This window comes from Pseudomonas sp. BLCC-B112 (genome assembly GCF_028550695.1).
Lineage (GTDB): Bacteria > Pseudomonadota > Gammaproteobacteria > Pseudomonadales > Pseudomonadaceae > Aquipseudomonas > Aquipseudomonas danubii.
On the sequence record NZ_JAQQGK010000008.1, the window covers coordinates 226,717 to 250,876 of the forward strand.

A 24,160-nucleotide genomic window follows, 5' to 3' on the forward strand; every position below is an offset into this window, starting at 1 on the left:
ATTCAGTATTACTGACTCAGAAGTATCTTTAGCCAGGAAGCGCTGCCATTGCCACGATTTATTTTTTTTGATAATAGTTTTGTGTCAGATAAAAAGTTACGGCACTCGTTATAAAGTGAAATGTCAGAGGTGTTTAAAAAAAGGTGTATTGGGTGGAAGTCGAAAACTTTGAGCCCTTCTCTCTTTTTTAAGGTGTATAAATCCGAGTTGTTTTTGCTTAGGCATACTACATCGTCCTCCCAGAAATATGGAACTTTGGTCATATTTAGCCAATGTTCCCAAGGCTTTAACTCTATATTTGCCTGCTCTGGTATGAAGTGATTACATTCATGAGTCAGTCCCTTCTCACTGAATAGACTGATCAGATAGCTACTTTGTGTCATAAAATGAGATCTAACGGAAGTAGCCTCTGGCACAAGTTGCATTAGACGATCAATCACCTCGCTTGCGGTTGTACCGTTGGTGAAATCTCCCTTTAGCAAAGGATTAAAGTTAGGGTGTATACCGAGCTCAAACTTTGGATTGTTCCTGAGTCTCTCTAATACGGGAGTGTTATGAGTGATAAACCATGTTGCAGGAACATCGAACTCTTCAACTAAATCGATAGAGTGGTTGATGACATCATCATTCGCCCAGTCGATATCGAGTGTCAAAAATAATCGATTGCTCCAGGACAAGTCGTCTTTCGTGCTGATTTCACTTATCTTGGAGAATAGGTTCATTCTTTCCTTCTTAAAGAAGCCTTTCCTTTATGCTAGGGAAAATGGTTCTTATGGTTTCGTTGTTAGAGTTTTTTGCCTTTAATATTTTAATGGCACCGTTACCGCATTTTATAGTGACATAGTTAAGGTTGCGTTCGACTATTGCTCCAGTGGGGGCGTATATGGTCCTGTTGTCTATTTCGCACTTTATGATCTTAATTTTTTCTCCTTTTGAATTTACTGTAAATGCTCCAGGATATGGGGTCGTCTGCGCTCTAACAAAATTAAAAATTTCTTGTGCGCTTAGATTCCAGTTTATTTTTCCATCTTCCGGTATCCTCAATGAGCAATAGCTAGCTTTGCTATGGTCTTGGAGAGTCAAGGTGACCTCCCCATTAAGGATTTTTTTAACCTGCTCTTCTAGTATTTCTTTTGAATAGAAATTTGCTTTTGCAAGAACTGTAGAAATATCATCCTCATTCAGTAGTGGAAATTTTTTCTGAGCAACTATTTCACCATCATCTATCCCCAAGGAAAATTTGAAAAGTGAAAGACCTATTTCACTTTCCCCGTTAATAATTTGCCATACAAGCGGTGCATTTCCTCTGTATTTTGGTAATGGAGAGTAATGCATGCCAAAGAAGTCATTCCTAGAAAGCAGATTTTCCTGAAGAATGCTGTACCATCCAATAACAAATACTTTTGCGCCTTGGTGTGCTTTTAACTCGATTGATAAATTTTTCGGTTCAATAATTGAAAGAGGTATATTTTTTTCACTGCAATAAGAAGAGAATTCATTTAATACGCTTCTAGAGTCAGCCCTATCATCAAAGGTAATAGCCTTTACCAAACGTTCTTTGGCTGAGGCTCTGATAGCTTTTAGAGCCTCTAATCCTGCATCCTTACTGCCTAAGAATATTGCGTCAGACATGCCTCTAGCGCCTCAACAATGTAGTCGACGTTTTCTTCATTCAAACCTTCAAAAAATGGAAGCGCCAATCCGTTATGGAAAAGTTCCTTTCCATTGGGGCATTCATTATCCATCACTCCATAGATACCTATTTCTGTCAGACTTTGAGCGCCAAGATTACTCTCGATATTCTTCGACTTAAGATTATTAATGACGGAAGCGCGATCAATATTGTTTTTCAGAACTAGCATAAAAGTTTGCCAGCTATGACCATCAGCAGGTGTAGGTAGTTTAATTAATTTTTTTTCTTCTAGTGGGCGGAGTTTTAACAAATAGTGTTGTGCTAGTTTTCTGCGTATTTCTATCCACCCATCGAGCTCGGGTAGTTGTGCTCGTCCAAGGGCTGCTTGAAAGTTGGTAAGGCGATAGTTTGTCGCTGGCTCTATGAAGCTCATGCCTTCCGGGCCCCGCTCCATTCCATGATTACGCAAGCGTCTTATGCGTGTTGCCAGATCAGAATTATTGGTCGTGAGCAAACCGCCTTCACCAGTTGTTAAGGTCTTACGCGGGTGAAAGGAAAAACAACCTATATCTCCAAGAGTTCCAGTTTTCTTATCTTTAAACGTTGCACCAAGTGCACAGGCTGCATCTTCGACTATAAATAAGTTGCTATTTTTAGCAATGTTTTTGATGGCATTCATGTCGGCTGGGCATCCGAACTCATGTACAGGCATGATTGCTCGTAGGCGCTCCGGTCCTTTCCAGTTTTGGATAGTTTCCTCTAGATGCTTGATCGACAGCGTATAGTTATCGAGATTTACATCAACAATTATAGCTCGGGCTCCTACCATAGCGACTACATTCGCTGTGGCTGGAAAGGTAAAGTCAGGGACAATGACAGCATCTCCTGGCCCAATATCAAGTGCCATTAATGCAATGTGTAAGGCTGCCGTTCCTGATGAAACTAGTATTGCATTGTTGCAACCGATATAAGCGGCAAGTTCTTGTTCGAATGCTTCGGATTCTTCACCATGCACTAGTTTTCCGCTTCGAAGGACCTCCGCCACAGAGTTAATGGCAAACTCACTAATATTGGGCTGGGATAGCTTAATCATTTTTAACTCTTAAATAGCTTCGGAAGCGGTGGTAGGGATTTTTCGTTTGCTGCAATCCAAGCGGCAGTTTTTTCAAGCCCTAGATCTAAGTCTACTTTCGCTTCAAATCCAATCAGCTCTTTAGCTTTTCCTACGCTTGGAATTCGTAGCTCAATATCCGCAGACAACGCATCACGGAAAATGATTTTGGATGAACTATTGGTAATTCTACAGATTGTTTGTGCCAATCCATAAATTGTTGTAACTGCACGTGAGTTACCTATATTGAAAGACTCACCTATCGCGTTAGGGTGCTCCAACGCACAAAGAACCCCTTCAACCATATCGTCGACATAAAGCCAGGCGCGAATTTGGCTACCATCACCAAAAATTAAAATATCTTCATTTTTCAATGCTCTACGAACAAAGATTGAAAGTGCACCTTCGCCTGTCTGGCCTGGACCGTATACGTTGAAAGGACGAACGGTAACTGTCGGCATTTCATACTGTTTATGGTATGCATGTGCCAAGTGTTCTCCTGCCAGTTTACTAACAGCGTAAGTCCAGCGAGCTTCACCTACTGCTCCTGTGACAGTTTGTTGGTTTTCGTCAACTTTAAATGCGTATGAGCCAAATACTTCAGATGTGGAAAAATCGATAAAACGTTCGATTTTTCCTAGCTGGTGAGCTGCCTCCATTGCGTTGGCGGCACCTATCATATTGACTCGCATTGTTGAAACGGGATTTCGTACAGTCGAGTCAATTCCTGCAATAGCAGCAGCATGAACAACTATTTGTGACCCAGTCATTGCTTCTTTAAGTTTAGAGAAGTCTAAGACATCGCCATGAACTTGCTTGACATTTGGGTGGTTCGAGTAAGGTGTGTCTTTCAGCGTGTTACGAGTGTAGTTGTCATAGACTACAATATCATTCTGATCTGCTAGTTTAGAAATTAGCATGCTGGCGATAAAGCCTGCACCACCCGTTATAAAGATTTTTTTACCGGTGATCATGTTTTTAATCCTTAATTATCGATGGCTTTTTTTAGCTCAGAGACGATGTTTGATATGTTTTCTAGTGATAGATAGGGGTGCATGGGAAGGCTTAAAACGCGAGTTGCAGCTTTATCACCTATGGGGAGATATGCTTGGTCGTCTTTAACTGCTGGCTGCCTGTTTAGAGGGGTTGGATAATGAACGGTTGTTGGAATGCCAGCTGATTTAAGTTTTTGTTGAACTTTATCTCGTGCATCTACTTGTACAGTAAACTGTGCCCACGCACTTTTGTTATCTGCGGCAACATAGGGGGCAGGTATATCCACGCTCTCTAGTAGTCTTGTATAGTTGTACGCAACTTCTTGACGCAGATTGAGCTCGTCGTCAAAAATTTCAAGTTTAGATAACAATATGGCAGCTTGTAGAGTATCTAGCCGGCTATTAACACCTACGCGGACATGATGATAACGTTGACTTTGTCCATGTCGTGCTATTTGGCGTATTATTTGGGCGAGCTTTTCATCGTTGGTAAAAAGTGCTCCACCATCACCGTAGCATCCCAATGGCTTACTTGGAAAAAAACTCGCACATGCAATGGTGCTTATGTTGCAAGAGCGTCTTTCTTTGTAGTGTGCTCCAAAGCTCTGTGCGGCATCCTCAATAACTGGCAGATTGTATTTTTTGGCAATACTATTGATTTTTTTGAAGTCGGCGCATTGACCATACAGAGAGACTGGAACTATAGCTTTCGTGCGTGGGGTTATAGCCGCTTCTAGCAGTGTTGGATCAAGGTTGTAGGTTTGTGGGTCAATATCTACATATACTGGTTTGGCCCCTAAAAGGGCTACGGTTTCTGCGGTCGCGATATAAGTGAACCCAGGTGTTATGACCTCATCACCCGGACCAATGCCTATCGCCATCTGGGCAATTTGGAGGGCATCTGTTCCGTTTGCACAGCTAATACAGTATTTCGCTCCTACATAAGCGGCAAGTTTTTCCTCAAGCTCTGTCACTTCTGGGCCAAGGATATACTGGCCGTGACATAGGACGCGTTCAATTCTCGCGTCAATCTTTTCTTTGATCCGGTCTTGTTGAGATTTCAAATCAATGAATTCGATCATTTACTGTGCGTCCATTTTGCTCAGGTTGTTGCCACGCAAGACATAGCGGGCGCCGGTATGTGGGCAGAGGCATTCGGCTTCTCCCTCGACCGGCAGTTCGAGGCGTTCACCAAACTCGCTCATCCAGCCTAGCTGTCGTGCGGGCACCCCAACCATCAGTGCGTAAGCCGGTACATCCTTGTTGATGACCGCACCTGCGCCGACGAAGGCGTATTCGCCGATGGTGACCCCGCAGACGATGGTGCAGTTTGCGCCCAACGTGGCACCCTTTTTCACCAGGGTGTCGCGGTATTGGTCCTTGCGCTCGATCAATGAGCGTGGGTTGTAAACGTTGGTAAAGACCATGCTTGGGCCGCAGAACACGCCTTCTTCCAGGGTAACGTTGTCATATACCGAGACATTGTTCTGGATCTTGCAATGATCACCGATGACCACTTTGTTGCCGACGAAGACGTTCTGGCCAAGGGAGACTCCTTTGCCGATCTGTGCGCCTGGGCATACATGCACGAAATGCCAGACCCGTGAACCTTCGCCGATCTGGGCGCCATCATCGACGATGGCGCTTGGGTGCTGGTAATGGCTCATATTGTCAGACCAGGCGGGACAGGAAGGGGTGGCCTTCGTTGTCCTGAGCTCTGACAGGGTTCATGGTACGTATAGTCTCGACGGTCTCCACACAGTGCCGGGTATCCTCGATACCGTAGCCCTTGCCGTCGAGTACGGCTTGGTAGCTGACGGTATGGAGATCGGTGAAACCTTCGGAAAACTCTATTTCCGCGCCGTCAACAGTGATCGAGCGGTAAGTAGGTTTCTTGCCTTTGACCGATTCAGGCAGGTCGTTGGCATCGATGGAAAGGAACCAGCGTACTCGGGCGTTCTCATATTCCAGGTAGCCGCAGGCCTTGTCGGCATTGCTGAAATGCACAACGTTGCGTTGTAGCTTGCCGAAAATGAAGTGCAGCATGTCGTAGAAGTGCACGCCGATATTGGTCGCGACACCAAAGGACTTGCGAGGGTCGCCTTTCCAGCTTTCCATGTACCAGCGGCCACGGCTGGTGATGTAAGTCAGTTCTACCTCGTGCTTATGGGCGCTGGGTTGCGACTGCACACGGTTCTTCAGGTCGATGATTGCCTGATGGTGACGCAGTTGCAGGATATTCCAGAGGCGCTTGCCGGTTTCGCGTTCAGTCAGGCTCAGGTCTTCCAGCAGTGCTGCACTAGGTACCAGAGGCTTCTCGCAGATCACGTCGCATCCAAGGCGCAGGCCGGCAGTGATATGAGAGTGATGGAGGTAATTGGGCGAGCAGATCGAAACGATATCCAGAGCGGTTGCCGGATCTCGTTTGAGGCGCCAGGCGTGATCGTAGAAGCGCTCGAACTCGGTGAAGAATTCGCTTTGAGGCGAAAGGCTGTCGATGATGCCGACGGAGTCGTTGATGTCGTAGGCACAAGCCAGCTCATTGCCGGTGTCCTTGATGGCACGCATATGGCGCGGGGCGATGTAGCCGGCGGCGCCAATCAGGGCAAAGCGTTTCATGGGGTTCCTCGGGGAAGAGTTTCAACTGCCTGTGGCAGGAGGCGTGAAACAGAGGCCGTATGGCGGTGGCCTCTGTCTCATGCAACTCGCTGCGATGTGTTGTGGTTCGATCAGGCTTTGATGACGTTGCTCGCAACAGCGCGGTACTTGCCGCGGCTGTCGATGATCAGTCGAGCGTGATTCTGGATCAGTTCGTAATCGAACTTATCATGATCTGTAGCCAGTACCACTGCGTCGAATGCGGCCAGGCTTTCTGCGGTCAACGGCTCGCTATCCAGTTCGAAGTGATGCTCGCGCATTTTCGGGAATACCGGAACATGGGGGTCGCTGTAGGCCACGATACCGCCCTTGGCTTCTATGAGTTCCATGATCTCCACGGATGGAGACTCACGCATGTCATCCACGTTCTTCTTGTAGGCAATGCCCAGGACTAGGACCTTGCAGCCTTTCAGCGCCTTGCCACTGTTGTTCAGACCGTCCATCAGCTTGTTCAGGACGTACTCGGGCATTGCCTTGTTGACTTCGCCGGAGAGCTCGATGAACCGTGTGTGCAAACCGTATTCGCGAGCCTTCCAGGTCAGATAGAAGGGGTCGATGGGAATGCAGTGGCCACCCAGTCCAGGGCCAGGGTAATAGGCCGTGAAGCCGAAAGGTTTGGTTGCAGCGGCATCGACGACTTCGAAGATGTCGATGCCCATGCGGTCGGCAACGACTTTCATTTCGTTGACCAGACCGATGTTGACAGCGCGGTGGATATTTTCCAGCAGTTTGGTCATTTCCGCGGCTTTGGTTGAGCTGACAGGCACTACCTGGTCGATGGCCTGCTCGTACAGCGCGATACCAACGTCCAGGCAGCCGGGGGTGTGACCACCGATTACCTTGGGAATGGTGCGGGTTTCAAAGTTGGCGTTTCCCGGATCCTCCCTTTCCGGCGAATACACCAGGAAGATGTTTTCGCCAACGATCAGGCCGTTTTCTTGTACTCGAGGCAGCAGTTCTTCTTCTGTTGTACCCGGGTAGGTGGTGCTTTCCAGGGAAACCACTTGGCCTGGACGCAGGTAAGGCTTGAGTGCGTCAGTGGTGTTGATCACGAAGCTCATGTCCGGCTCGCGATACTTGTTTAGCGGCGTCGGTACGCAAAGGATCAGTGCATCACACTCACTGGCACGGCGAAAGTCGGTGGTTGCCTCAAATCCCGAATTCCTAGCCTGGCTGATGTGCTCGCTGGCAATGTGTTCTATATAGCTGGTGCCATTGTTGAGCTTGGCAACCTTGGAGTCATCGATATCGATACCCAGCACCCGGAAGCCGATAGAGTTGTAACGTAACATCAGCGGCAAGCCCACATAACCGAGCCCTACGATGCCAATCAGGGCTTCCTTGCTCTTGAACTTGGCGATGCTAGTTTGTTTTTGGTCAGGCATTTTAGCTCCGATGTAATACAGGTTCGATGCATGCAGCAGGCGTTTCGTTACTTTTTCGACAGGAGCGTGGGAACTAGTTCTGGTTCTTACACACCTGGGATCAGACCTATCGTAGGATGCGATCAACAGGCGAATGACTCTTAGAGTCCACGCGTCAAGCCGTCAATAAACAGAATGTTCTGCCATCCGACAGCTGCGTGATCGGAAGGCGAATTCATGGTGTATGCGGCCAAATTGGCGGCGATTCTACACTGGCAAGGCGTCTCGGGCGACAGGCCGGGCACATTTACTCCATACCAGCTTCCCCGCCCCCCGCCCAAGCTGGCTGCTGAGCCTTGCCAGTCAGGAAAAGTAAAATCTCCTTGCCGCTATGGAAGGGGCTGTGGTCCCATCGCGTCCATCAAGCGGGCACCCGTTCTCCCGGCAGGTTACTGCCGGCTCACGTCAATGATTGCTGCTTCCGATGAATGGCAATAGGCGTGTATGAGGCGCCGTCCTGAGGTCCCACGAATGAGTAAAGTGGTCGGGCGGAAAGTGTTGTTTTCACCGAATATAAAGTGAACTCTTTGAAGTTATTAATTTTTTCTCAGTACTTTAGTCCTGAAAATTTCATCATCAACGATATAGCCAGAACTCTTGTTGCTCAGGGGCATGAGGTAGTAGTTGCTACGGGAAAACCTAACTATCCCGATGGTCGGATATTTGCGGGTTATCGTGCATGGGGATGTCACTACGAGCGTTATCTGGATTCTATTGATGTACTGCGGGTGCCGTTATGGCCGCGCGGCGAAGGTGGTGCAAAGAACATGGTTCTTAACTACCTGTCATTTGTTTTTGCCGGACTTGTCTTTTTTCCATGGATGCTGCGCAAGCGTGAGTTCGATGCGATTCTGGTATTCGCGCCTTCGCCCATCACCCAGGCCATTCCGGCGATTCCTATCAAGTGGCTGAAGAGGGCGCAGTTGGCCTTGTGGATACAAGACCTGTGGCCAGAGAGTCTTGCTGCCACCGGATTCGTCAAGAGCCCCTATCTATTGAAAATGGTTGGCTGGATGGTGCGCGGGATTTACGCAGGTTGTGATCGGCTGCTAGTCCAGTCTCATGCCTTCGTCGATTCAGTGGCCCGCTACGCACCCAGAAAGAAGATTACCTATTATCCCAACTCCGTGGATGCCCAGACTTTTAATGCAGAAGTAGAAGTTGACGAGCAGCTATCGCAGGTCTTGAAGGCGCATTTCTGTGTAGTGTTCGCTGGCAATCTTGGAACCGCCCAGGCACTGGAGACATTAGTTGAGGCTGCGAAACAACTGCGTGACGAGCCGGACATTCGCTTGGTTCTGGTGGGCAGTGGCAGCCGGCTGGAGTGGCTCAGGGAGCAGAAGCAAGTTCATTCACTGGATAATCTGATACTTCCTGGGCGCTTCCCGGCCGTTGCAATGCCTGCAGTTTTTGCACAGTCCAGCGCATTGCTGGTGTCACTTAATAATGAAAGCATCTTTGCCCAGACCATCCCCAGCAAGGTTCAATCCTACCTGGCATCCGGCAAGCCAATCATTGCCAGTCTGAACGGCGAAGGCGCGCGAGTAGTTCAAGAAGCCCGGGCGGGACTCACCAGTCCGGCGGAAGAAGTGGCTCCATTGGTCGCCAACATACGGAAGATGTGTAGCCTGGGCGGTGCGCAACGGGCGGAAATGGGGCGTTGTGGACGGAGCTACTTTGCCGCCCATTTTGAAATGGGTCAGCAGGTCCGTAGTCTGGTGGAGTTGCTGAAGACTTGAGGCACATCGCTTGCTTGCCTGGCTCGCTGTGCTTTTCCAAGCAGTGCTATTTTTTTCCTGTTGCTGGACAATACGGCCATTTTTGAGGGGGCTTGTAGCCCCTCGGTCCCAGGTTGTAGTGCATGGGATACATTCAAGGTCTGGATCTGAGTCATATTTATGAAGGTATTGGTATTGGGTATTACCGGCATGCTCGGTAGTACTGTTTTTAAAGTATTCAGCCAGGACCCGCAGCACGAGGCCTGGGGGACGGCGCGCAGTCTGTCCGCCCTGAAGCATTCTTCTCTACCTGATTATGCGCGGGTTCTGTCAGGCGTCGACGTGCTCGATCAGGATGCCCTGACAGCGGCAATGGTTCAGGTCCGTCCGGATGTGGTCATCAACTGTGTAGGCTTGATCAAGCAACTTGCAGATGCCCAGGACCCGCTGACTGCGCTCCCGATCAATGCCATGTTGCCCCATCGTCTGGCACAGCTGTGTGCCTTGAGCGGCGCACGTCTGATTCACATCAGCACCGACTGCGTGTTCTCCGGAGCCAAGGGTGGCTACCTGGAAACGGATACTTCCGATGCCGAAGATTTGTACGGAAAGTCCAAGTACATCGGTGAGCTGCATGATGAGCCTCATGCAATTACCTTGAGGACCTCCATTATCGGGCACGAACTGAATTCCGATCATTCCCTGGTGGACTGGTTCCTCAAGCAGCAGGGCTGTGTGCGAGGGTTCACCCGAGCCATCTTCTCTGGTTTGCCTACCGTGGAGCTGGCTCGAGTAATGAAAGACTTCGTCTTGCCGCATCCGCAACTTAATGGGCTGTATCATGTTGCCGCGGAGCCGATTGCCAAGTCCGACCTGCTGGCGCTGATTGCCCGGCAATATGAAAAGGCAATCGATATACATCCAGATGGCAAACTAGTGATCGATCGCTCGCTCAACAGTGATCGGTTCACTCAGGCTACTGGGTACAAGGCTCCATCCTGGCCTCAGCTCATTGAGCTGATGCATGCCAATCGCTAAAAAATTTGGAAGGTGTACATGTTCGACGACAAGGTATTGATGATCACCGGTGGAACCGGTTCTTTCGGTCATACGGTCCTCAAGCGTTTTCTCAATACCGCTGTGCGTGAAATTCGCATCTTCAGTCGCGATGAGAAGAAGCAAGAAGATATGCGTATCGCCCTGGCCAATGACAAGGTCAAGTTCTACATAGGCGATGTTCGCAACTATGACAGCCTGGCCCAGGCCATGGTCGGCGTCGACTATATCTTCCATGCTGCGGCGCTGAAACAGGTCCCGTCCTGTGAGTTCTATCCGATGGAAGCTGTGCGTACCAACGTATTGGGTACAGAAAATGTGCTCAATGCGGCCATCGCTACCGGAGTTCAGCGGGTCGTCGTGCTCAGCACTGACAAAGCCGTTTATCCGATCAATGCCATGGGAATTTCCAAGGCCATGGCGGAGAAGCTGATGGTTGCTAAATCACGGATGATTCCGGCCAAGGGTCCGATCATCTGTGCAACGCGTTACGGTAACGTCATGGCCTCGCGAGGCTCGGTGATCCCTCTCTTTGTCGACCAACTGCGCTCCGACGAAGCCTTGACGGTGACCGACCCGGAAATGACCCGTTTCCTGATGTCGCTGGAAGACTCGGTGGATCTGGTCCTGCACGCCTTCGAACATGCACAACAGGGTGACCTGTTTATCCAGAAGGCCCCCGCGTCCACCGTTGGCGACCTGGCCGAGGCACTCAAGCAGCTGTTCGGTAAAAGCAATGAAGTCAGAGTCATCGGTACTCGTCATGGTGAAAAGCTTTACGAGTCGCTGGTTTCCCGAGAGGAAATGGCCAAGGCCGAGGACATGGGGCGTTACTATCGGATTCCTGCGGACAATCGTGACCTGAACTACAAAAAGTATTTTGTAGAGGGGGAGCAGCGTATTTCCGAACTCGACGACTACACCTCTCACAACACCTCCCGCCTCGATGTACCAGGTATCAAGGAGCTGTTGCTCAAGCTCGATTACATCAAGGAGCAACTCGATGCTTAAGGTCATGACCCTGGTCGGTACCCGTCCCGAGCTGATCAAGATGAGTCGGGTGATTGCCGAGTTGGACCGTCAGGTCAACCACGTGCTGGTGCACTCGGGGCAGAACTACGATTACGAACTCAATCAGGTCTTTTTCGATGACCTGCAAATTCGCAAGCCGGATCATTTTCTTGGTGCCGCTGGCGAGACCGCCGCGCAGACCATTGCCGAGGTCATCGCCAAGTCCGATGCGATCTTCGAGCTGGAAAAGCCTGATGCACTGCTGCTGTATGGCGATACCAATACCTGCCTGGCCGTGATTGCTGCCAAGCGTCGCAAGATCCCGGTGTTTCACATGGAAGCCGGCAACCGCTGTTTCGATCAACGAGTTCCTGAAGAGCTCAACCGCAAGGTGCTCGACCACCTCAGCGATATCAATATGGTATTGACTGAACATGCCCGTCGTTACCTGATCGCCGAAGGCATTCGTCCGGAAACCATCATCAAGACCGGCTCGCACATGCAGGAAGTCCTCGACTACTACATGCCGAGGATTGAAAGCTCGGACGTGCTGGCACGCAGCGGCCTGGAGCAGGACAAGTTCTTCATCGTCAGTGCGCACCGTGAGGAAAACGTCGATACCGCCGATAACCTGCGCGACCTGCTGGATACCCTGCGAGCGCTGGCTGATCATTACGGCTTCCCGTTGATCGTCTCCACCCACCCCCGCACGCGCAAGCGCCTAGAGGCCTTGGGAGAGAGCCTTGACCACCCGCTGATTCGGTTCGTCAAACCTTTCGGACTGTTGGACTACATCAAGCTGCAGATGTCGGCATTCTGTGTACTGTCCGACAGCGGCACCATCACCGAAGAGGCCTCCCTGCTGAACCTGCCGGCGGTGACCTTGCGAAATGCCCATGAGCGCCCCGAAGGGATGGACGAGGGCACGCTGATCATGAGCGGCCTCAAGCGCGAATCGGTCATGGACGCCGTACGAGTAGTGACCAGTCAGCATTCTCGTGATCAGCGAAAGGTGCCTCTGGTGCAAGACTATCAAGGTGGGCCTGTCTCGGTTCAGGTGGTGCGGGTGGTGTTGAGTTACACCGACTACATCAACCGCACCGTATGGCGTAAAGACTGAAACCAATGGATTTGACCGGGGCTCGTGAGGGCTCCGGTCATACGGTTTGGCTGTCCTGAATATCCTTATCTTGATGGAGTTGTTCAACTCCGTCGCAGGCTCGAAATACTCTTGTCATCAACAGCTGAATCCGGGCAAAGGCCTTGATCCTGGGCGCAGGAGTGCCGTCATGACGTCAGCATTTTCAGCCATCGATACCTTCGCTGGTCTGCCGGCCTATTACCCCCCGCAGTTGCTGCACTTCATGCGCACTTATGGCCAGGACAAGGTGTTGTTCGGCAGCAACTTCCCCCAGCTGTCGCTGAAAAAATGCCTGGAACAGGTGCGAGCCCTGGAACTTCCGCCGGCCATTGCGGACAAATTCCTCCAGGGCAATGCCCGTCGGGTATTCGGTTTGTAAGCGCTGGCAAAAGGCGCTCAAGCGGATCTCCTGGGCGCCTGAACGCCGCTGCGGCGGTTTTTCTGGGGGTAGGTTTCTTGCTATCGTGGCCTCCCTCTTTCACGGACGAATATCGAGACAGCCCATGGCTAACTCCACCCCGTCACGCCTCGGCAAGATCCTCCAGGGTCTGCTGTTTGTTCTGATCGGCATTGGCCTGTTGGCCATTGCTGTCAATCTCACCCTCGATCGTCGCGAATTCATCGCCAGTGCCCAGATCGCCGACGGTATCGTCAGCGACCTGAACGCCGGTGGTTCGCACCCCGAGATCGCCTTTACCACCGGCAGCGGTGAGAAAATTTCCTACCCCCAGGGCGGCTTTATCTTCGGCTACCAGAAGGATCAGCCCGTGCGGGTGTACTACCAGCCTGAGCGGCCGGCCAACAGCGCGGTCATCGACGACCCGGCAGCACTCTGGGCCACCCCGGGTGTGCTCGGCCTGATCGGTTTGGTATTTACCCTGGCCGGCCTGGTGGGTGTCATCAGCCAGCGCGGACGAGCCACACAAAGAGCAAAAGGACTTTGACCCCATGAACCTCAGCATTCCGATTCCGGTCAACGAAAGTAAATGGCTGTACCAGACCGCCAGCGGTGGCGGCCTGACCATCGCCCTAGTGGCCGGCGGTGGTGGATCGATCACCCTGCGTTCGCCTCAGGGCAAGGACGTCAGCTATCGCTACGGCGGTCTGGGGGTGGGCGCCGGCTTTGGTGGGCGTCTGCCGCGTTTCGGCAAGGTCAATATCCAGGTCAAGGGCAAGAGCGTCAGTGGTGCCGGTGCGGCGGAGGCTTTTCCCAGCACCGGCAAGGTCTTTGTCAGCGATGCCCTTCGCAGCCGGGACCTGACCGAGGACGACATCACCGGGCCTTGCTTCTATACCGAAGTCGGTGGCGGACTGGTGGTGGGCGGTTCGGCCACGGCCCTGCTGTTCGGCCTGGACCCCAAGCTACTGGCCCTGGCCGTCTTTTTGGGAAGCAACCCGGCGACCATGATGGCTTCGATCAAGGTCAACGAGCAGCTGCTGCGTTCGGCCAAGGGCGCAGTGGTCATGGCTGGCATGAACGTCGGACCACAGGCCGGTGGCGGCATTGCCACCTACATGGGCTACCTGTTCTAGCCTCGCCCTGAGGCGCGCCGGGAGTCACAGGCGCGCCAGGCACTCCTGGAGAATATCCAGGCCCTCCTCAAAGATTTCAGGCTCGGTGGTCAAGGGCGCCAGCAGGCGAATGATGTGCCGCGACTTGCCGCTGGGCATCAGCAGCAGCCCGGCCTCCCGGGCGTTGCCGAGCAGGGCGCTCAACTGTTCCGGCGCCGGTTCGCCGCGGGCATTGACCAACTCGATGCCGCGCATCGCGCCGACGCCGGTCAAGCGTCCCAGATACGGGCTCAGCCGATCGTCTTTCCAGCCCTCATAACGTTGCACGATGGCCTGTTCCTGGCGTTCGCCCCAGGCTTGCAGATGTGCATCGGTCATTTCCTCCAGGGTGGCAAGAGCGGCCGCGCAAGCAATCGGGTTGCCTGAATAGGTGCCGCCCAGGCCGCCCTTGGGCAGCACGTCCAGCAACTCCCTGCGACCTACCACCGCGCCCAGCGGAAGCCCGCCGCCAATACTCTTGCCCAGCAGGATCAGGTCCGGCTCGATGCCCAGGCGAGAGAAGGCAAAGCGCTGCCCGGTGCGGCCGAAGCCGGACTGGATTTCATCGGCGATCAGCAGAATTCCGTGTTCGTCACAGAAGCTGCGTAACGCCCGGGCGAAAGTGGCGTCCAGGGCCAGGAAGCCGCCTTCGCCCTGCACCGGTTCGAGGATGAAACAGGCCACTTCCTCGACATCGATTTCCACACTGAACAGGCGCTGCATGGCCTTCAGCGCTTCGTCGCAGGTGACGCCGTTGTCGGCGCTGGGGTAGGGCAGGTGATACACCGGCCCGGGTAGTACTCCGACCTTCTGCTTGTAGGGCGCTACCTTGCCGTTGAGGTTGAGGGTGGCCAGGGTGCGCCCGTGAAAGGCGCCGTCGAAGGCGATGACCGCACTGCGCCCGGTGGCCCCGCGGACGATCTTCAGGGCATTTTCCGCGGCCTCGGCGCCGCTGTTGGTAAGCATGCCGCTGACCGGGTAACGCACCGGGATAAAGTCCGCCAGGCGCTGCATGAACTCGATGTAGGGCTCGTGGTACGCGGCGTTGAAGGCGTAGTGGGTGAGCCGGGTGGCCTGCAGCTGGATGGCCGCGATGATCCGCGGATGGCAATGCCCCAGGTTGAGCACGCCGATACCGCCGACAAAGTCGATGTAGCGCTTGCCGTCGCTGTCCCAGACCTCGGCATTGCGCCCGTGGCTGAGGCGGATCGGGTGGACGGTGGAAAGCGAACGGCTGATGTTCTCGTGGCTCATGGATGCGGGCTCTGGGTGCCGGAAACGAGCCGTTATCTAAGCCGTTGGCGAGGGCTTGGGACAAACGAAATAAAGTCGTCGGTTCAGTATGAAAATTCCCGATGTGCCCAAAGTGCCGTGTCGACGAAGATCACCCAATAGCCGTAAGCGGCGATCAGCGCCTTGAGGTCGAGGTGTTCGAGCATGGAGATCCCTGTTCAATGTGTGAAGTCCGCCATGACGTCGAGTCGTGATCTTAGCTGTGAGTGCCTTTTTTCTAATGTGCGGGTGGGCATTTACCGGTTAAGCAGTCAGGGGATATCCCTTTGACATATCCCTTTGCCTCGTTAGACTCAGGATACCTATGGCCCATTCGACAGGTGATCCTATGGAAACCGGTTCAGTGTTCAAAAGTAATCGCAGCCAGGCCATTCGCATGCCTAAAGCTGTCGCGCTGCCGGATGATGTCACACGGGTAGACATCGTCGCGATTGGTCGCACCCGTATCATTACCCCGGCGGGGGAGTCCTGGGACAGTTGGTTCGACGAGGACGACCGTGTAAGCGCTGACTTCATGAATGAACGGGACCAGCCAGCCGAGCAAGTGCGTGAGGAGTTCTGATGCTCAAGTACATGCTGGATACCAATATCTGCATCTTTACCATCAAGAACAAACCTGAACAGGTTCGCGACGCGTTCAGGCGTCATCAGGGGCGTTTGTGCATCAGCACCATCACCTTGATGGAGCTGATTTACGGTGCGGAAAAATCTGCCATCCCCGAAAGGAATCTCAGCCGCGTCGAGAGTTTTGTGGCGCGGTTGCAGGTGCTTGATTATGACGATGTCGCCGCCATCCATAGCGGCCAGTTGCATGCTGAGCTGGCCCGACAGGGCAAGCAGATAGGTCCTTACGATCAATTGATAGCTGGCCACGCTCGATCTTTGGGGTTGACGCTGATTACCAACAACCTTCGGGAATTTGAGCGTGTTCCTGGCTTGCGGGTTGAGGATTGGGTCTAGTCGACATTGACTGAATAGCCGGTCACGCAGCCTGCCCCAGTACCTTCAGCCAGAACATCCCCGCGCCATACAGCCCCAGCCCGAACACCGAATGCGCCATCAGGCTGCGCAGCCGGGCCACATTCGGCTTGGGCATCTTGTTCGCTGCGGCCCCTATTGCGTGCTGTCACAGAAACGGGCCAAGGGCTTCAAGGTGCGACGCCTTGATGAGGGGTTCAGCGATTGGCAAGCGGTCGGATTGGAGGTGGAAACCAGTGAGTAAAAGCGTCACGTAGGCGGGCATACAGGACATTGCCTAGGGCGCCATGATCCATATCAACAGGGCTTTCAGAAAAATCCGATACAAGGGCACCAGGCTCGGACTCACGAGGTATCGAGCCCCTGGCCTGCACCGTGAAGGTCGGGATAACCAATAAAAACCTTTGTGGATATCGGCCGAGGGGACCACCCCAGGCGGATTTTAAAGGAATAACCTGATGGCTTTTTCTCTGTCGCGCCTGTGCCTGCTAGGCGCTGCGTTGCTCTGCGTACCCCCTCTGCAAGCCAGTGAGCCGACCCCGGCAACGGCGGTTACCCCACCCGACTCCGAGCTGATCCAGCGTGGCCTGTACGTGGCCCAGCTGGGTGACTGCATCGCCTGTCACACCGCCAAGGGCGGGGCCACCATGGCCGGTGGCCTGGAGCTGAAGACGCCCATGGGCACCATCTACTCCAGCAACATCACCCCGGATAAAAACACCGGCATCGGCCGCTACAGTTTTGAAGAGTTCGATCGCGCCATGCGCGAAGGCGTCACCCCTGACGGCAGCCATCTTTACCCGGCCATGCCCTATCCGTCCTACGCCAAGATGACCGAAGAGGACATGCGCGCTCTCTACGCCTACCTGATGCACGGCGTGGAACCGGTGGCCCAGGGCAACCTGGAAGCCGACATGGGCTTCCCCTTCAACCAGCGCTGGGGCCTGTGGTTCTGGAACCTGGCCTTCGTCGACAAGCAGCCGTTCAAGCCCGATCCAGCCAAGGACGAGCAGCTCAATCGCGGCGCCTACCTGGTCCAGGGGTTGGGTCACTGCGGTTCCTGCCATACGCCACGGGGCATTGCCTTCCAGGAGAAGGCCATGAGCGACACCGAGTCCGGCGGCCAGCACTACCTGGCCGGCGAGACGGTGGAAGAGTGGCGGGCCCTGAGCCTGCGCAACCTGTGGACCGTGGAAGACACGGTGCAACTGCTCAAGACCGGGCAGAACCGCTTCGCCACGGTGTCCGGCAACATGGCCGACGTGATCCACCACAGCACCCAGCACTTCACCGACGCCGACCTGACCGCCATCGCCGCGTACCTCAAGTCCCTGCCGGCCGGCAAGGATGACCTGCCCATGCCTTCGGTGGCCCTGACCCCGGCGGCCCCGCCGAACAACCTGTTCACCTCCCGTGGCGGCCTGGGTTACGCGCAATTCTGTTCCGACTGCCACCGCCAGGACGGCGCCGGCGTGCCGCAGATGTTCCCGTCCCTGGCGGGCAACCCCAGCGTCGCTTCGGCCAACCCGACCTCCCTGCTGCACATCACCCTGACCGGCTGGCAGACCGCGCAGACCGCGGCTCATCCGCGGGTCTACACCATGCCTGGTTTTGCTCAGTTGGCGGACGGCGAGATCGCCGAGATCCTCAGTTTTATCCGCAGCAGTTGGGGCAACAACGGTTCGGCCATCAGCGCCGAGCAAGTGAAAAAGATGCGTGCGCAACTGAGCCCGCAAGTGGAAAGCACCCTGTTCGAAACCCCGCGCCTGGCCAACCTGCTGGCGGCGCCGAATGCCGAGCAAGTGGTGCGTGGCATGCGCCTGCACCTGGAAACCAAAGCCCTGTTGCCGGACAACGTCGGCAACTCGCTGAACTGCACCAGTTGCCACCTCAACGCCGGCACCGTGGCTGACGGTTCTCCCTTTGTCGGTGTCTCGGCGTTCTTCCCCGGCTACGCGCCGCGGGCGGGCAAGACCATCACCCTGGAAGAGCGCATCAACGGCTGCTTCCGCCGTTCCATGCACGGCAAGCCGCTGCCGGTGAACGGCGCCGACATGCAAGCCATGGTGGCCTACTTCGAGTGGATGAAGATGAACACTCGTCCCGAAGACAAGGTGGCCGGGCGCGGCGTGGGCAAGATCGACCCGGCCCTCAAGCCTAACGCCGACAATGGCAAGCAGGTCTATGCCAAGCAATGCGCGGTGTGCCACGGCGCCGACGGCGAAGGTCTGAAACGGGCCGACGGCAGCCTGATCTTCCCGCCGTTGTGGGGCGATCAATCCTTCAACATCGGTGCCGGCATGGCCCGCACCTACACCGCAGCGGCTTTCGTCAAACGCAACATGCCGATTGGCTTCCACGAGAAATTCCCCCTAGGCCAGGGCGGTCTTTCGGATCAGGAGGCGTTGGACGTGGCCGAGTACTTCTCCCACCAACCGCGTCCGGACTTCCCGGACAAGGTCAAGGACTGGCCCAACGGTGGCCGCCCGGTGGACGCTCGTTACTGAGGGCTTGACCCTGTAGCCGCCGCCTTGAGCTGCGGCTACAGGCTCCGCAGAAAAATCTGCCGATGCTCCCTGGCGCCGAGGTAAGATCGCCATCCTTTGCCTCAGCCTTCGCTGGCGGTCCCATCAAGGATGAATCATGCGGCTGCATTCGATCCTGTTGCTGAGCCTGTCACTGGGGCTCGGCGGCTGTACCTTTGTCTCCACCCTCAAAGCCACCACCGTGAGCTACCGGGTGCCGGCCGATGCCGGTGAAACCGCGCTGATCCGCATCGTCGCCCAGGGGCTGGTGCGTGGCGTGCCCTACAGCGATTGCATCGACTGGCGCAAACCGAGCTCCGGGCTGATGGTTCGCCCCCATCGTGGTATTGCCAATCCCAACTTCCGCAACCTGGGCATCCCCATGACAGCCGCCACCGACCGCATGCGGCGCCAGGAAGGCTTTGGCGCCAACGAGCTGAAGATTCCGGCCAATCGTCCGTTCGCCTTCATGTTCTACAACACCGAGCCCGGGATGGATAAGGACTACCGCTTTGTCTGCGAACAAAGCGTGACCTTCGTGCCTGAGGCCGGTGCGACCTATCAGATGGTCTTTCTCCAGGACCAGATGTGCACAGCGATGCTGCGCAAGATCGACGATCAGGGCGAAATGCTGCCGGAGCGGGTGGCGCTGCGGCCTACCGATTACTGCAGCGCTGATGCGCGTTAGGGCTCGAACCTAGGGCGCATAGTGCTTGCAGATTTCCTCCCAGATATAGGCGCCGCGAAAGCGGATCCAACGGATGAACAAGCGCACGCGAAACGCCTGCCAGCGGTTGCTGTGCCGAAGCGCCAGGCTTGCCTCGATCTCCTCCAGCAAGGGCTCGCGAGCAAAGCCCATCCAGATTTCCGGGATCACTGCCATCAGGTTGATGTAGCACACCGGCGCCACCTCTTCGTAGAGAATGCGCTCCACCTCGGCCCGGTCATAGGCCTGGGTTTCGCGGGCGATGTAGGCGTAGTCCACCTCGTTATCGACAAAGGCGTCCGATAACACGTAGCGAATATCGTCCCGCTGCTTCGGGGTGATGTCTGATGACACGCGGTGCTCCTTCCTTGGGCTTTCGGGGATCTGCCTGGCGCGCTGGCGGATTCTATCTCGGCGCAATCATTCGCGTCGGCGCCGCGCCATTGGCATTGTGCTGGAGGATGGTCACCGGCTGGCCCTGCTGATTGAAAAACACCTGGCCAATCCCCGACGAATTCCACAGTCGCTCCCCGGCTTCGGCATGCTCGGGCACGTGGGGTATCACCTTCATCCGCCGGCGCTTGGTGAACCAGTTCAACGGCGAGCGCGGCGAGTAGAGCCAGCGGTTGAGGCGGTCGAACCATTCCAGCAGGGTGTCGGGGAATTCGTTCTTGATGCCGCTGCTGGTGATCTGCCAGATGCGCGGGCCGCCCTGGCGGTGACGGATCAGCACTTCGTAGACGAAGGAATAATGCACATCGCCGGAGAGAATCACGTAGCTGCCCGGGGTTCGCGAGTGGCGGAAGATGTTCAGGATCACCTGGGCCGAACCGCGATGGGCCATCCAGTTTTCCGCGTCCACCAGCAGCGGGTAACCGCACCAGCTGAAGACTTTCTGCACCGTCTCGATCAGCTTGACGCCGAAGATCGGCGCCGGTGAAACGATGATCGCCGAGGGGTGATCCAGCAGTTCGTGTTGCAGTTCGCACAGGGCTTCCCAGTCCAGCAGGCCCGAGGGCTGGCCCAGGTTGGACTCGCTGCGCCAGCGCCGGGTGCGGGTGTCCAGCACCACCAGGGCCGGGGTGCTGGGCAAGACGTACTGCCACTGCGCAAAGCGCAGCAACTGGTCGATCAAATCGTCCTGGGCCTGACGTTGCAACAGGTTTTCCGGGCCTTGAGGCGTGGCGCTCAAGGCGCGGGTGTGGTCCAGCAGTTGGGTGAAGGCGTCCGGGTTGTTGCCCCAGCCCTGGCACAGCATGTAAGCCAGCAGCGCGTTGCCGATGATGCGTTTGGAGAAGGGATGACCGTAGGCGGTTTCTTCCCACTGGGCGCTGAGGTTCCAGTCGTCGGTGATGTCGTGGTCGTCGAAGATCATCAGGCACGACAGGTGGGCGAAGACCCGCGCGGCACCCTTCAGGCCCTGGACAAAATCATCGATGCGCTGCTGTTCCCGGGTGTAGCGCGTTTGCTGTTCCGGTGTCAGTTGCGGTGGCTGTGGCGCGATCAGGGTCCAGGGCACCGGTGACCACACCAGCAGGTACATGGCCAGCACCTCGGCGAAGGTCACCAGGTGGTTGTCGGCATTGCTGCTGGTGAAGATCGGCTTTTTCACCCCGCCGAAAAACCGCTCGCGCAGGGTTTCATTGCTCTTCAGCGCCGGGAGCAACTCGGCTCGTCGGTAGTAGCTGGCGCCATGGCGGTACAGCGCCTGGCTGTCGGCCACCACCGCGCCCTCCAACTCTTCATCGAACAGCCCGAGGCGCTCGATCAGGGCGTGAACCGCCCGCAACATGGGCCCGGCCACATCGTCGGCGTACACCTGATCGCCGCTCATCATCAACAAGGCGGGGCGCTGTGCGGGCTCGGGCTGTTGCGCCAGCAGGCGGTCGACGCAGAGCAGGCCATCAGTGGACGGGTGATGGGGCTTGCGGCAGGAGCCGTGGAGCAGGTTGTCGATGCGGCTGTGGAGCACGAACTCCGGAGTCCTGGCATCACCATACAGCAGGTGCGGCGCCCAGTCGGCAATGGATCGGGCGCCGTCCTCGGCGTCGTTGATCAAGAGGTCATAGGCAATCGTCACGTCCTGGGGCAGGGCGTCGTCCAGGGGCACATCGATCAGATGGATAAAGGCCTGGCGCCCGACGGGGATGACCTGGCATTGCTGCTGATCGAGCGGCCGTTCCAGGGCCGGGCCGCCCGCGGGTTGCAGGCGCAGGGTCAGCGGCAACGCCCTTGAACCCACCAGCCACAGCACCAGCCGCGTTGGCTCCAGGCGGCGCAGCAGCGGGCCGGCAAGAACGGGGGGCAGGGCTGGGGCGGGCTTAGTCAGTGGCATCTGCAGCGGGGTCTCTAGCGGTAGCAAAGGGGGCGCAATGGTAGCGCAGCCGATGTCGAAGAAACGTCGGCTGCGGGCGCCGGGTCAAGGCTTTTGTATCCGATTATTTATGGGCGCTGGCCAGCATCACACCGAATCCGAGAAAGGTCATCCCCGACAGTTTGCCGACGATTCTGGCCCCTCGGCTACTGGACAGCCAGCCCCTGGCGCCGTTGGCCATCAGCGCGTAACCGCTGTGCAGCGCAATCACCAACAGGCTGTAGGACGCCACCAGCACAAAGAACTGGCTGTAGTAATCGCCTTGCGGCTGGATGAACTGCGGGAACACCGCGAGAAAGAAAAAACCGGCCTTGGGGTTGAGCAACTGGATCGACAGGGCCTCGACAAAGCGCCGTCCGGGGCGGCTTTTAGTGTCCTGGAGTGGCGGCATGAAACTCTGCGTGCGCCACATCTTCACCCCCAGATACAGCAAGTACAGGGCGCCGATGTACTTGAGCAGGGTAAAGGCGGTGGTTGAGGCCGCCAGGACCAGACCCAGGCTGCTGGCGGAAATCCCCGCCACCACAAAGGCGCCCAGGGCGATACCGAGAATACCCGGCAGTGCCCCGCTCCAGCCGTGGCGCAGGGCGTTGGACAGGGTCAGCACCACCCCGGGGCCGGGGCTGAGGATGGTCAGGGTGGCCAGCAGTAAAAACAGTCCATAACTTGCCATGGAGCACTCCAGAAATGAGCCATTGAAGGGGCGCAGCCTGCTCCGCGGCTGGCGGCCTGACAAACGCTTTAATTGCACGGCTGATGTGCCTAAATCAGATCCATGCACAGGCTCTACAAAGCGTTTCAGGCGCCGCTGGCCCGGGCGGGCACCTGGGTCCGATTAGTCACCGCGTCCTGCTGAATCTGCGCCAGCATCCACTCGATAAACACCTGGGCTTCGGGGGCGGCATCGGCGGCGAGCGCGTAGTAATAGCGGGTCAGCGGCTGGTGCAGTTCCGGCAACGGGCAGACCAGCCGGCCGCTGCTCAGATCCTTGGCCAGCAACGAGGCCGGGCACAGCGCCAGCCCCAGGCCGTCGACACAGGCCTGGAGCACGAAGTGCAGATGGTCGAAATGCAAGGTCGGTGGCTGGCGCAGTGGCTTCAGACCGCAGTGCTCCAGCCATTTTTGCCAATCGTTGGCGCGGGTACGACTGACCAGCAGGGTATGGCGTCCCAGATCCTTGGGGCTGTTCAGCGCTGCGCTTTGCAACAGCGAGGGCGCGGCCACCACCAGGATTTCATCCTCCAGCAAGCGCTGAGGCTGCAGCGATGGCGCCCAGCCCGAACGCCCGCGGCGAATCACCAGATCGAAGGTTTCCTTGGCCGGGTCGGGGAGCAGGGTGCTGGTCACCACTTCCGGCTGGATCTGCGGGTACAGCGCCATGAACTGCGGCAAGCGCGGAATCAGCCAGCGCACCGCGAAGGACGGCCGCACATTGACAGTCACCTTGCGCAGGGCAGCGCCGCGACGCAGTGACACCGCGGCCGCGGCGATCTGAGTCAGGGCCACGCTGACCTGTTCATAGAAGGCTTGCCCGGCGGGGGTCAGCACCGACTGGCGAATGCGCCGTTCGAACAGCAACACACCCAGGTGCTCTTCCAGCAGTTTGATATGGCGGCTTACCGCGCTGTGGCTCACGTGCAGTTCTTCAGCCGCGCGGCTGAAACTCTCATGGCGAGCGGCGGCGGCAAAGGCGCGGACGGCGTTCAAGGGGGGAAGGTCAGTGATCATGTGTCTAATTTAGTCACCTATGCGGCGCAATAAAAGCGTTTGTCAGTGCCACATCGTTAACGTCCATCGCGAGCAAGCTCGCTCCGACATGAGTCACTGACATTCAGCATGGTCGGAGATAGTGATGGCCATAGCCTTGGCAAAGGCACCAGGCAATTCCCAAAAAGAATCCATGAAATATCTCGCGCCAAAGCCTGGATTGAACACCTCGTGTATCCCGCTAGGCTTGGGTTGTCGCTGCCAATCCAGCGACAGGGC

General features: G+C 55.8%; 25 protein-coding genes. 11 read left to right on the forward strand and 14 right to left on the reverse strand.

What is annotated here, in order from left to right; genetic code table 11:
- Positions 1-8 precede the first annotated feature (8 nt).
- The 8 genes from PQT43_RS21980 to wbpA form a co-directional block, all read right to left on the reverse strand.
- Entirely contained in the window at positions 9-722 is a 714-nt protein-coding gene (locus PQT43_RS21980) for a polysaccharide deacetylase WbmS family protein (protein WP_115580852.1), read from the reverse strand.
- Positions 723-732: 10 nt separating this feature from the next.
- Positions 733-1,632 (reverse strand): methionyl-tRNA formyltransferase, encoded by a 900-nt coding sequence (locus tag PQT43_RS21985; protein WP_110652268.1) that lies wholly within the window; start codon positions 1,630-1,632, stop codon positions 733-735.
- Positions 1,611-2,726: a DegT/DnrJ/EryC1/StrS family aminotransferase gene (locus tag PQT43_RS21990; protein ID WP_110652269.1), complete on the reverse strand. Its 1,116-nt coding sequence runs from the start codon at positions 2,724-2,726 to the stop codon at positions 1,611-1,613. The genes PQT43_RS21985 and PQT43_RS21990 overlap by 22 nt, the downstream gene beginning before the upstream one ends.
- Before the next feature lie 2 nt (positions 2,727-2,728).
- Positions 2,729-3,718, reverse strand: a complete 990-nt coding sequence (locus PQT43_RS21995; protein WP_115580850.1) for an NAD-dependent epimerase/dehydratase family protein — start codon at positions 3,716-3,718, stop codon at positions 2,729-2,731.
- An 11-nt stretch (positions 3,719-3,729) separates the two neighbouring features.
- Positions 3,730-4,821 (reverse strand): DegT/DnrJ/EryC1/StrS family aminotransferase, encoded by a 1,092-nt coding sequence (locus tag PQT43_RS22000; protein WP_110652271.1) that lies wholly within the window; start codon positions 4,819-4,821, stop codon positions 3,730-3,732.
- Positions 4,822-5,406: a UDP-2-acetamido-3-amino-2,3-dideoxy-D-glucuronate N-acetyltransferase gene (gene wbpD / locus PQT43_RS22005; protein WP_110652272.1), complete on the reverse strand. Its 585-nt coding sequence runs from the start codon at positions 5,404-5,406 to the stop codon at positions 4,822-4,824.
- A 4-nt stretch (positions 5,407-5,410) separates the two neighbouring features.
- The gene (locus PQT43_RS22010) at positions 5,411-6,358 is read right to left on the reverse strand and encodes a Gfo/Idh/MocA family protein (RefSeq protein WP_110652273.1); all 948 of its coding nucleotides are present in this window, start codon (positions 6,356-6,358) and stop codon (positions 5,411-5,413) included.
- Between the two features lie 110 nt (positions 6,359-6,468).
- A complete protein-coding gene (wbpA, locus tag PQT43_RS22015) occupies positions 6,469-7,782 on the reverse strand; it encodes a UDP-N-acetyl-D-glucosamine 6-dehydrogenase (protein WP_253084932.1) in 1,314 nt (437 codons plus the stop codon).
- A 566-nt stretch (positions 7,783-8,348) separates the two neighbouring features.
- On the opposite strand from wbpA, the gene PQT43_RS22020 reads away from it, so the two are divergent.
- From PQT43_RS22020 to PQT43_RS22050, 7 genes are all read left to right on the forward strand, one after another.
- The gene (locus tag PQT43_RS22020) at positions 8,349-9,560 is read left to right on the forward strand and encodes a glycosyltransferase family 4 protein (protein ID WP_253085030.1); all 1,212 of its coding nucleotides are present in this window, start codon (positions 8,349-8,351) and stop codon (positions 9,558-9,560) included.
- A 159-nt stretch (positions 9,561-9,719) separates the two neighbouring features.
- On the forward strand, positions 9,720-10,577 hold the full coding sequence (locus tag PQT43_RS22025) for a dTDP-4-dehydrorhamnose reductase family protein (RefSeq protein ID WP_253084931.1): 858 nt from the start codon (positions 9,720-9,722) through the stop codon (positions 10,575-10,577).
- 18 nt (positions 10,578-10,595) lie between these two features.
- On the forward strand, positions 10,596-11,606 hold the full coding sequence (locus PQT43_RS22030) for a polysaccharide biosynthesis protein (RefSeq protein WP_072450892.1): 1,011 nt from the start codon (positions 10,596-10,598) through the stop codon (positions 11,604-11,606).
- Positions 11,599-12,726, forward strand: a complete 1,128-nt coding sequence (gene wecB, locus PQT43_RS22035; RefSeq protein WP_110652277.1) for a non-hydrolyzing UDP-N-acetylglucosamine 2-epimerase — start codon at positions 11,599-11,601, stop codon at positions 12,724-12,726. Before PQT43_RS22030 ends, wecB begins: the two co-directional genes overlap by 8 nt.
- 169 nt (positions 12,727-12,895) lie before the next feature.
- A complete protein-coding gene (locus tag PQT43_RS22040) occupies positions 12,896-13,126 on the forward strand; it encodes an amidohydrolase family protein (RefSeq protein WP_253084930.1) in 231 nt (76 codons plus the stop codon).
- A gap of 124 nt (positions 13,127-13,250) precedes the next feature.
- A complete protein-coding gene (locus PQT43_RS22045) occupies positions 13,251-13,691 on the forward strand; it encodes a DUF3592 domain-containing protein (RefSeq protein ID WP_170001471.1) in 441 nt (146 codons plus the stop codon).
- Positions 13,692-13,695: 4 nt separating this feature from the next.
- Complete coding sequence (locus PQT43_RS22050) at positions 13,696-14,280, forward strand: hypothetical protein (protein WP_102880841.1); 585 nt, start codon at positions 13,696-13,698, stop codon at positions 14,278-14,280.
- A 24-nt stretch (positions 14,281-14,304) separates the two neighbouring features.
- Here the strand turns inward: PQT43_RS22050 and PQT43_RS22055 are convergent, their stop codons facing one another.
- Complete coding sequence (locus PQT43_RS22055; protein WP_110596395.1) at positions 14,305-15,552, reverse strand: 2-aminoadipate transaminase; 1,248 nt, start codon at positions 15,550-15,552, stop codon at positions 14,305-14,307.
- A gap of 367 nt (positions 15,553-15,919) precedes the next feature.
- On the opposite strand from PQT43_RS22055, the gene vapB reads away from it, so the two are divergent.
- Together vapB and vapC are read left to right on the forward strand one after the other, a co-directional pair.
- Entirely contained in the window at positions 15,920-16,153 is a 234-nt protein-coding gene (vapB, locus tag PQT43_RS22060; RefSeq protein ID WP_102860368.1) for a type II toxin-antitoxin system VapB family antitoxin, read from the forward strand.
- Positions 16,153-16,551: a type II toxin-antitoxin system tRNA(fMet)-specific endonuclease VapC gene (vapC, locus tag PQT43_RS22065; RefSeq protein ID WP_102860369.1), complete on the forward strand. Its 399-nt coding sequence runs from the start codon at positions 16,153-16,155 to the stop codon at positions 16,549-16,551. The genes vapB and vapC overlap by 1 nt, the downstream gene beginning before the upstream one ends.
- A gap of 22 nt (positions 16,552-16,573) precedes the next feature.
- Here vapC and PQT43_RS22070 read toward each other — a convergent pair whose 3' ends face one another.
- Positions 16,574-16,708: a DUF2938 family protein gene (locus PQT43_RS22070; protein ID WP_410897063.1), complete on the reverse strand. Its 135-nt coding sequence runs from the start codon at positions 16,706-16,708 to the stop codon at positions 16,574-16,576.
- A 319-nt stretch (positions 16,709-17,027) separates the two neighbouring features.
- Between PQT43_RS22070 and PQT43_RS22075 the strand changes: the two genes are divergently transcribed.
- Positions 17,028-19,076, forward strand: a complete 2,049-nt coding sequence (locus PQT43_RS22075) for a c-type cytochrome (protein WP_110596396.1) — start codon at positions 17,028-17,030, stop codon at positions 19,074-19,076.
- Between the two features lie 136 nt (positions 19,077-19,212).
- Complete coding sequence (locus PQT43_RS22080; RefSeq protein ID WP_102880836.1) at positions 19,213-19,782, forward strand: hypothetical protein; 570 nt, start codon at positions 19,213-19,215, stop codon at positions 19,780-19,782.
- 9 nt (positions 19,783-19,791) lie between these two features.
- Here PQT43_RS22080 and PQT43_RS22085 read toward each other — a convergent pair whose 3' ends face one another.
- The 4 genes from PQT43_RS22085 to gcvA all read right to left on the reverse strand — a co-directional run bounded on the left by PQT43_RS22085 (position 19,792) and on the right by gcvA (position 23,902).
- The gene (locus tag PQT43_RS22085) at positions 19,792-20,154 is read right to left on the reverse strand and encodes a DUF7079 family protein (RefSeq protein WP_272754571.1); all 363 of its coding nucleotides are present in this window, start codon (positions 20,152-20,154) and stop codon (positions 19,792-19,794) included.
- A 52-nt stretch (positions 20,155-20,206) separates the two neighbouring features.
- The gene (locus tag PQT43_RS22090) at positions 20,207-22,135 is read right to left on the reverse strand and encodes an alkaline phosphatase D family protein (protein WP_267268849.1); all 1,929 of its coding nucleotides are present in this window, start codon (positions 22,133-22,135) and stop codon (positions 20,207-20,209) included.
- Positions 22,136-22,238: 103 nt separating this feature from the next.
- Positions 22,239-22,847 (reverse strand): LysE family translocator, encoded by a 609-nt coding sequence (locus PQT43_RS22095; protein WP_267268848.1) that lies wholly within the window; start codon positions 22,845-22,847, stop codon positions 22,239-22,241.
- 125 nt (positions 22,848-22,972) lie between these two features.
- Entirely contained in the window at positions 22,973-23,902 is a 930-nt protein-coding gene (gene gcvA, locus PQT43_RS22100; RefSeq protein ID WP_110596400.1) for a transcriptional regulator GcvA, read from the reverse strand.
- Positions 23,903-24,160: the final 258 nt, after the last annotated feature.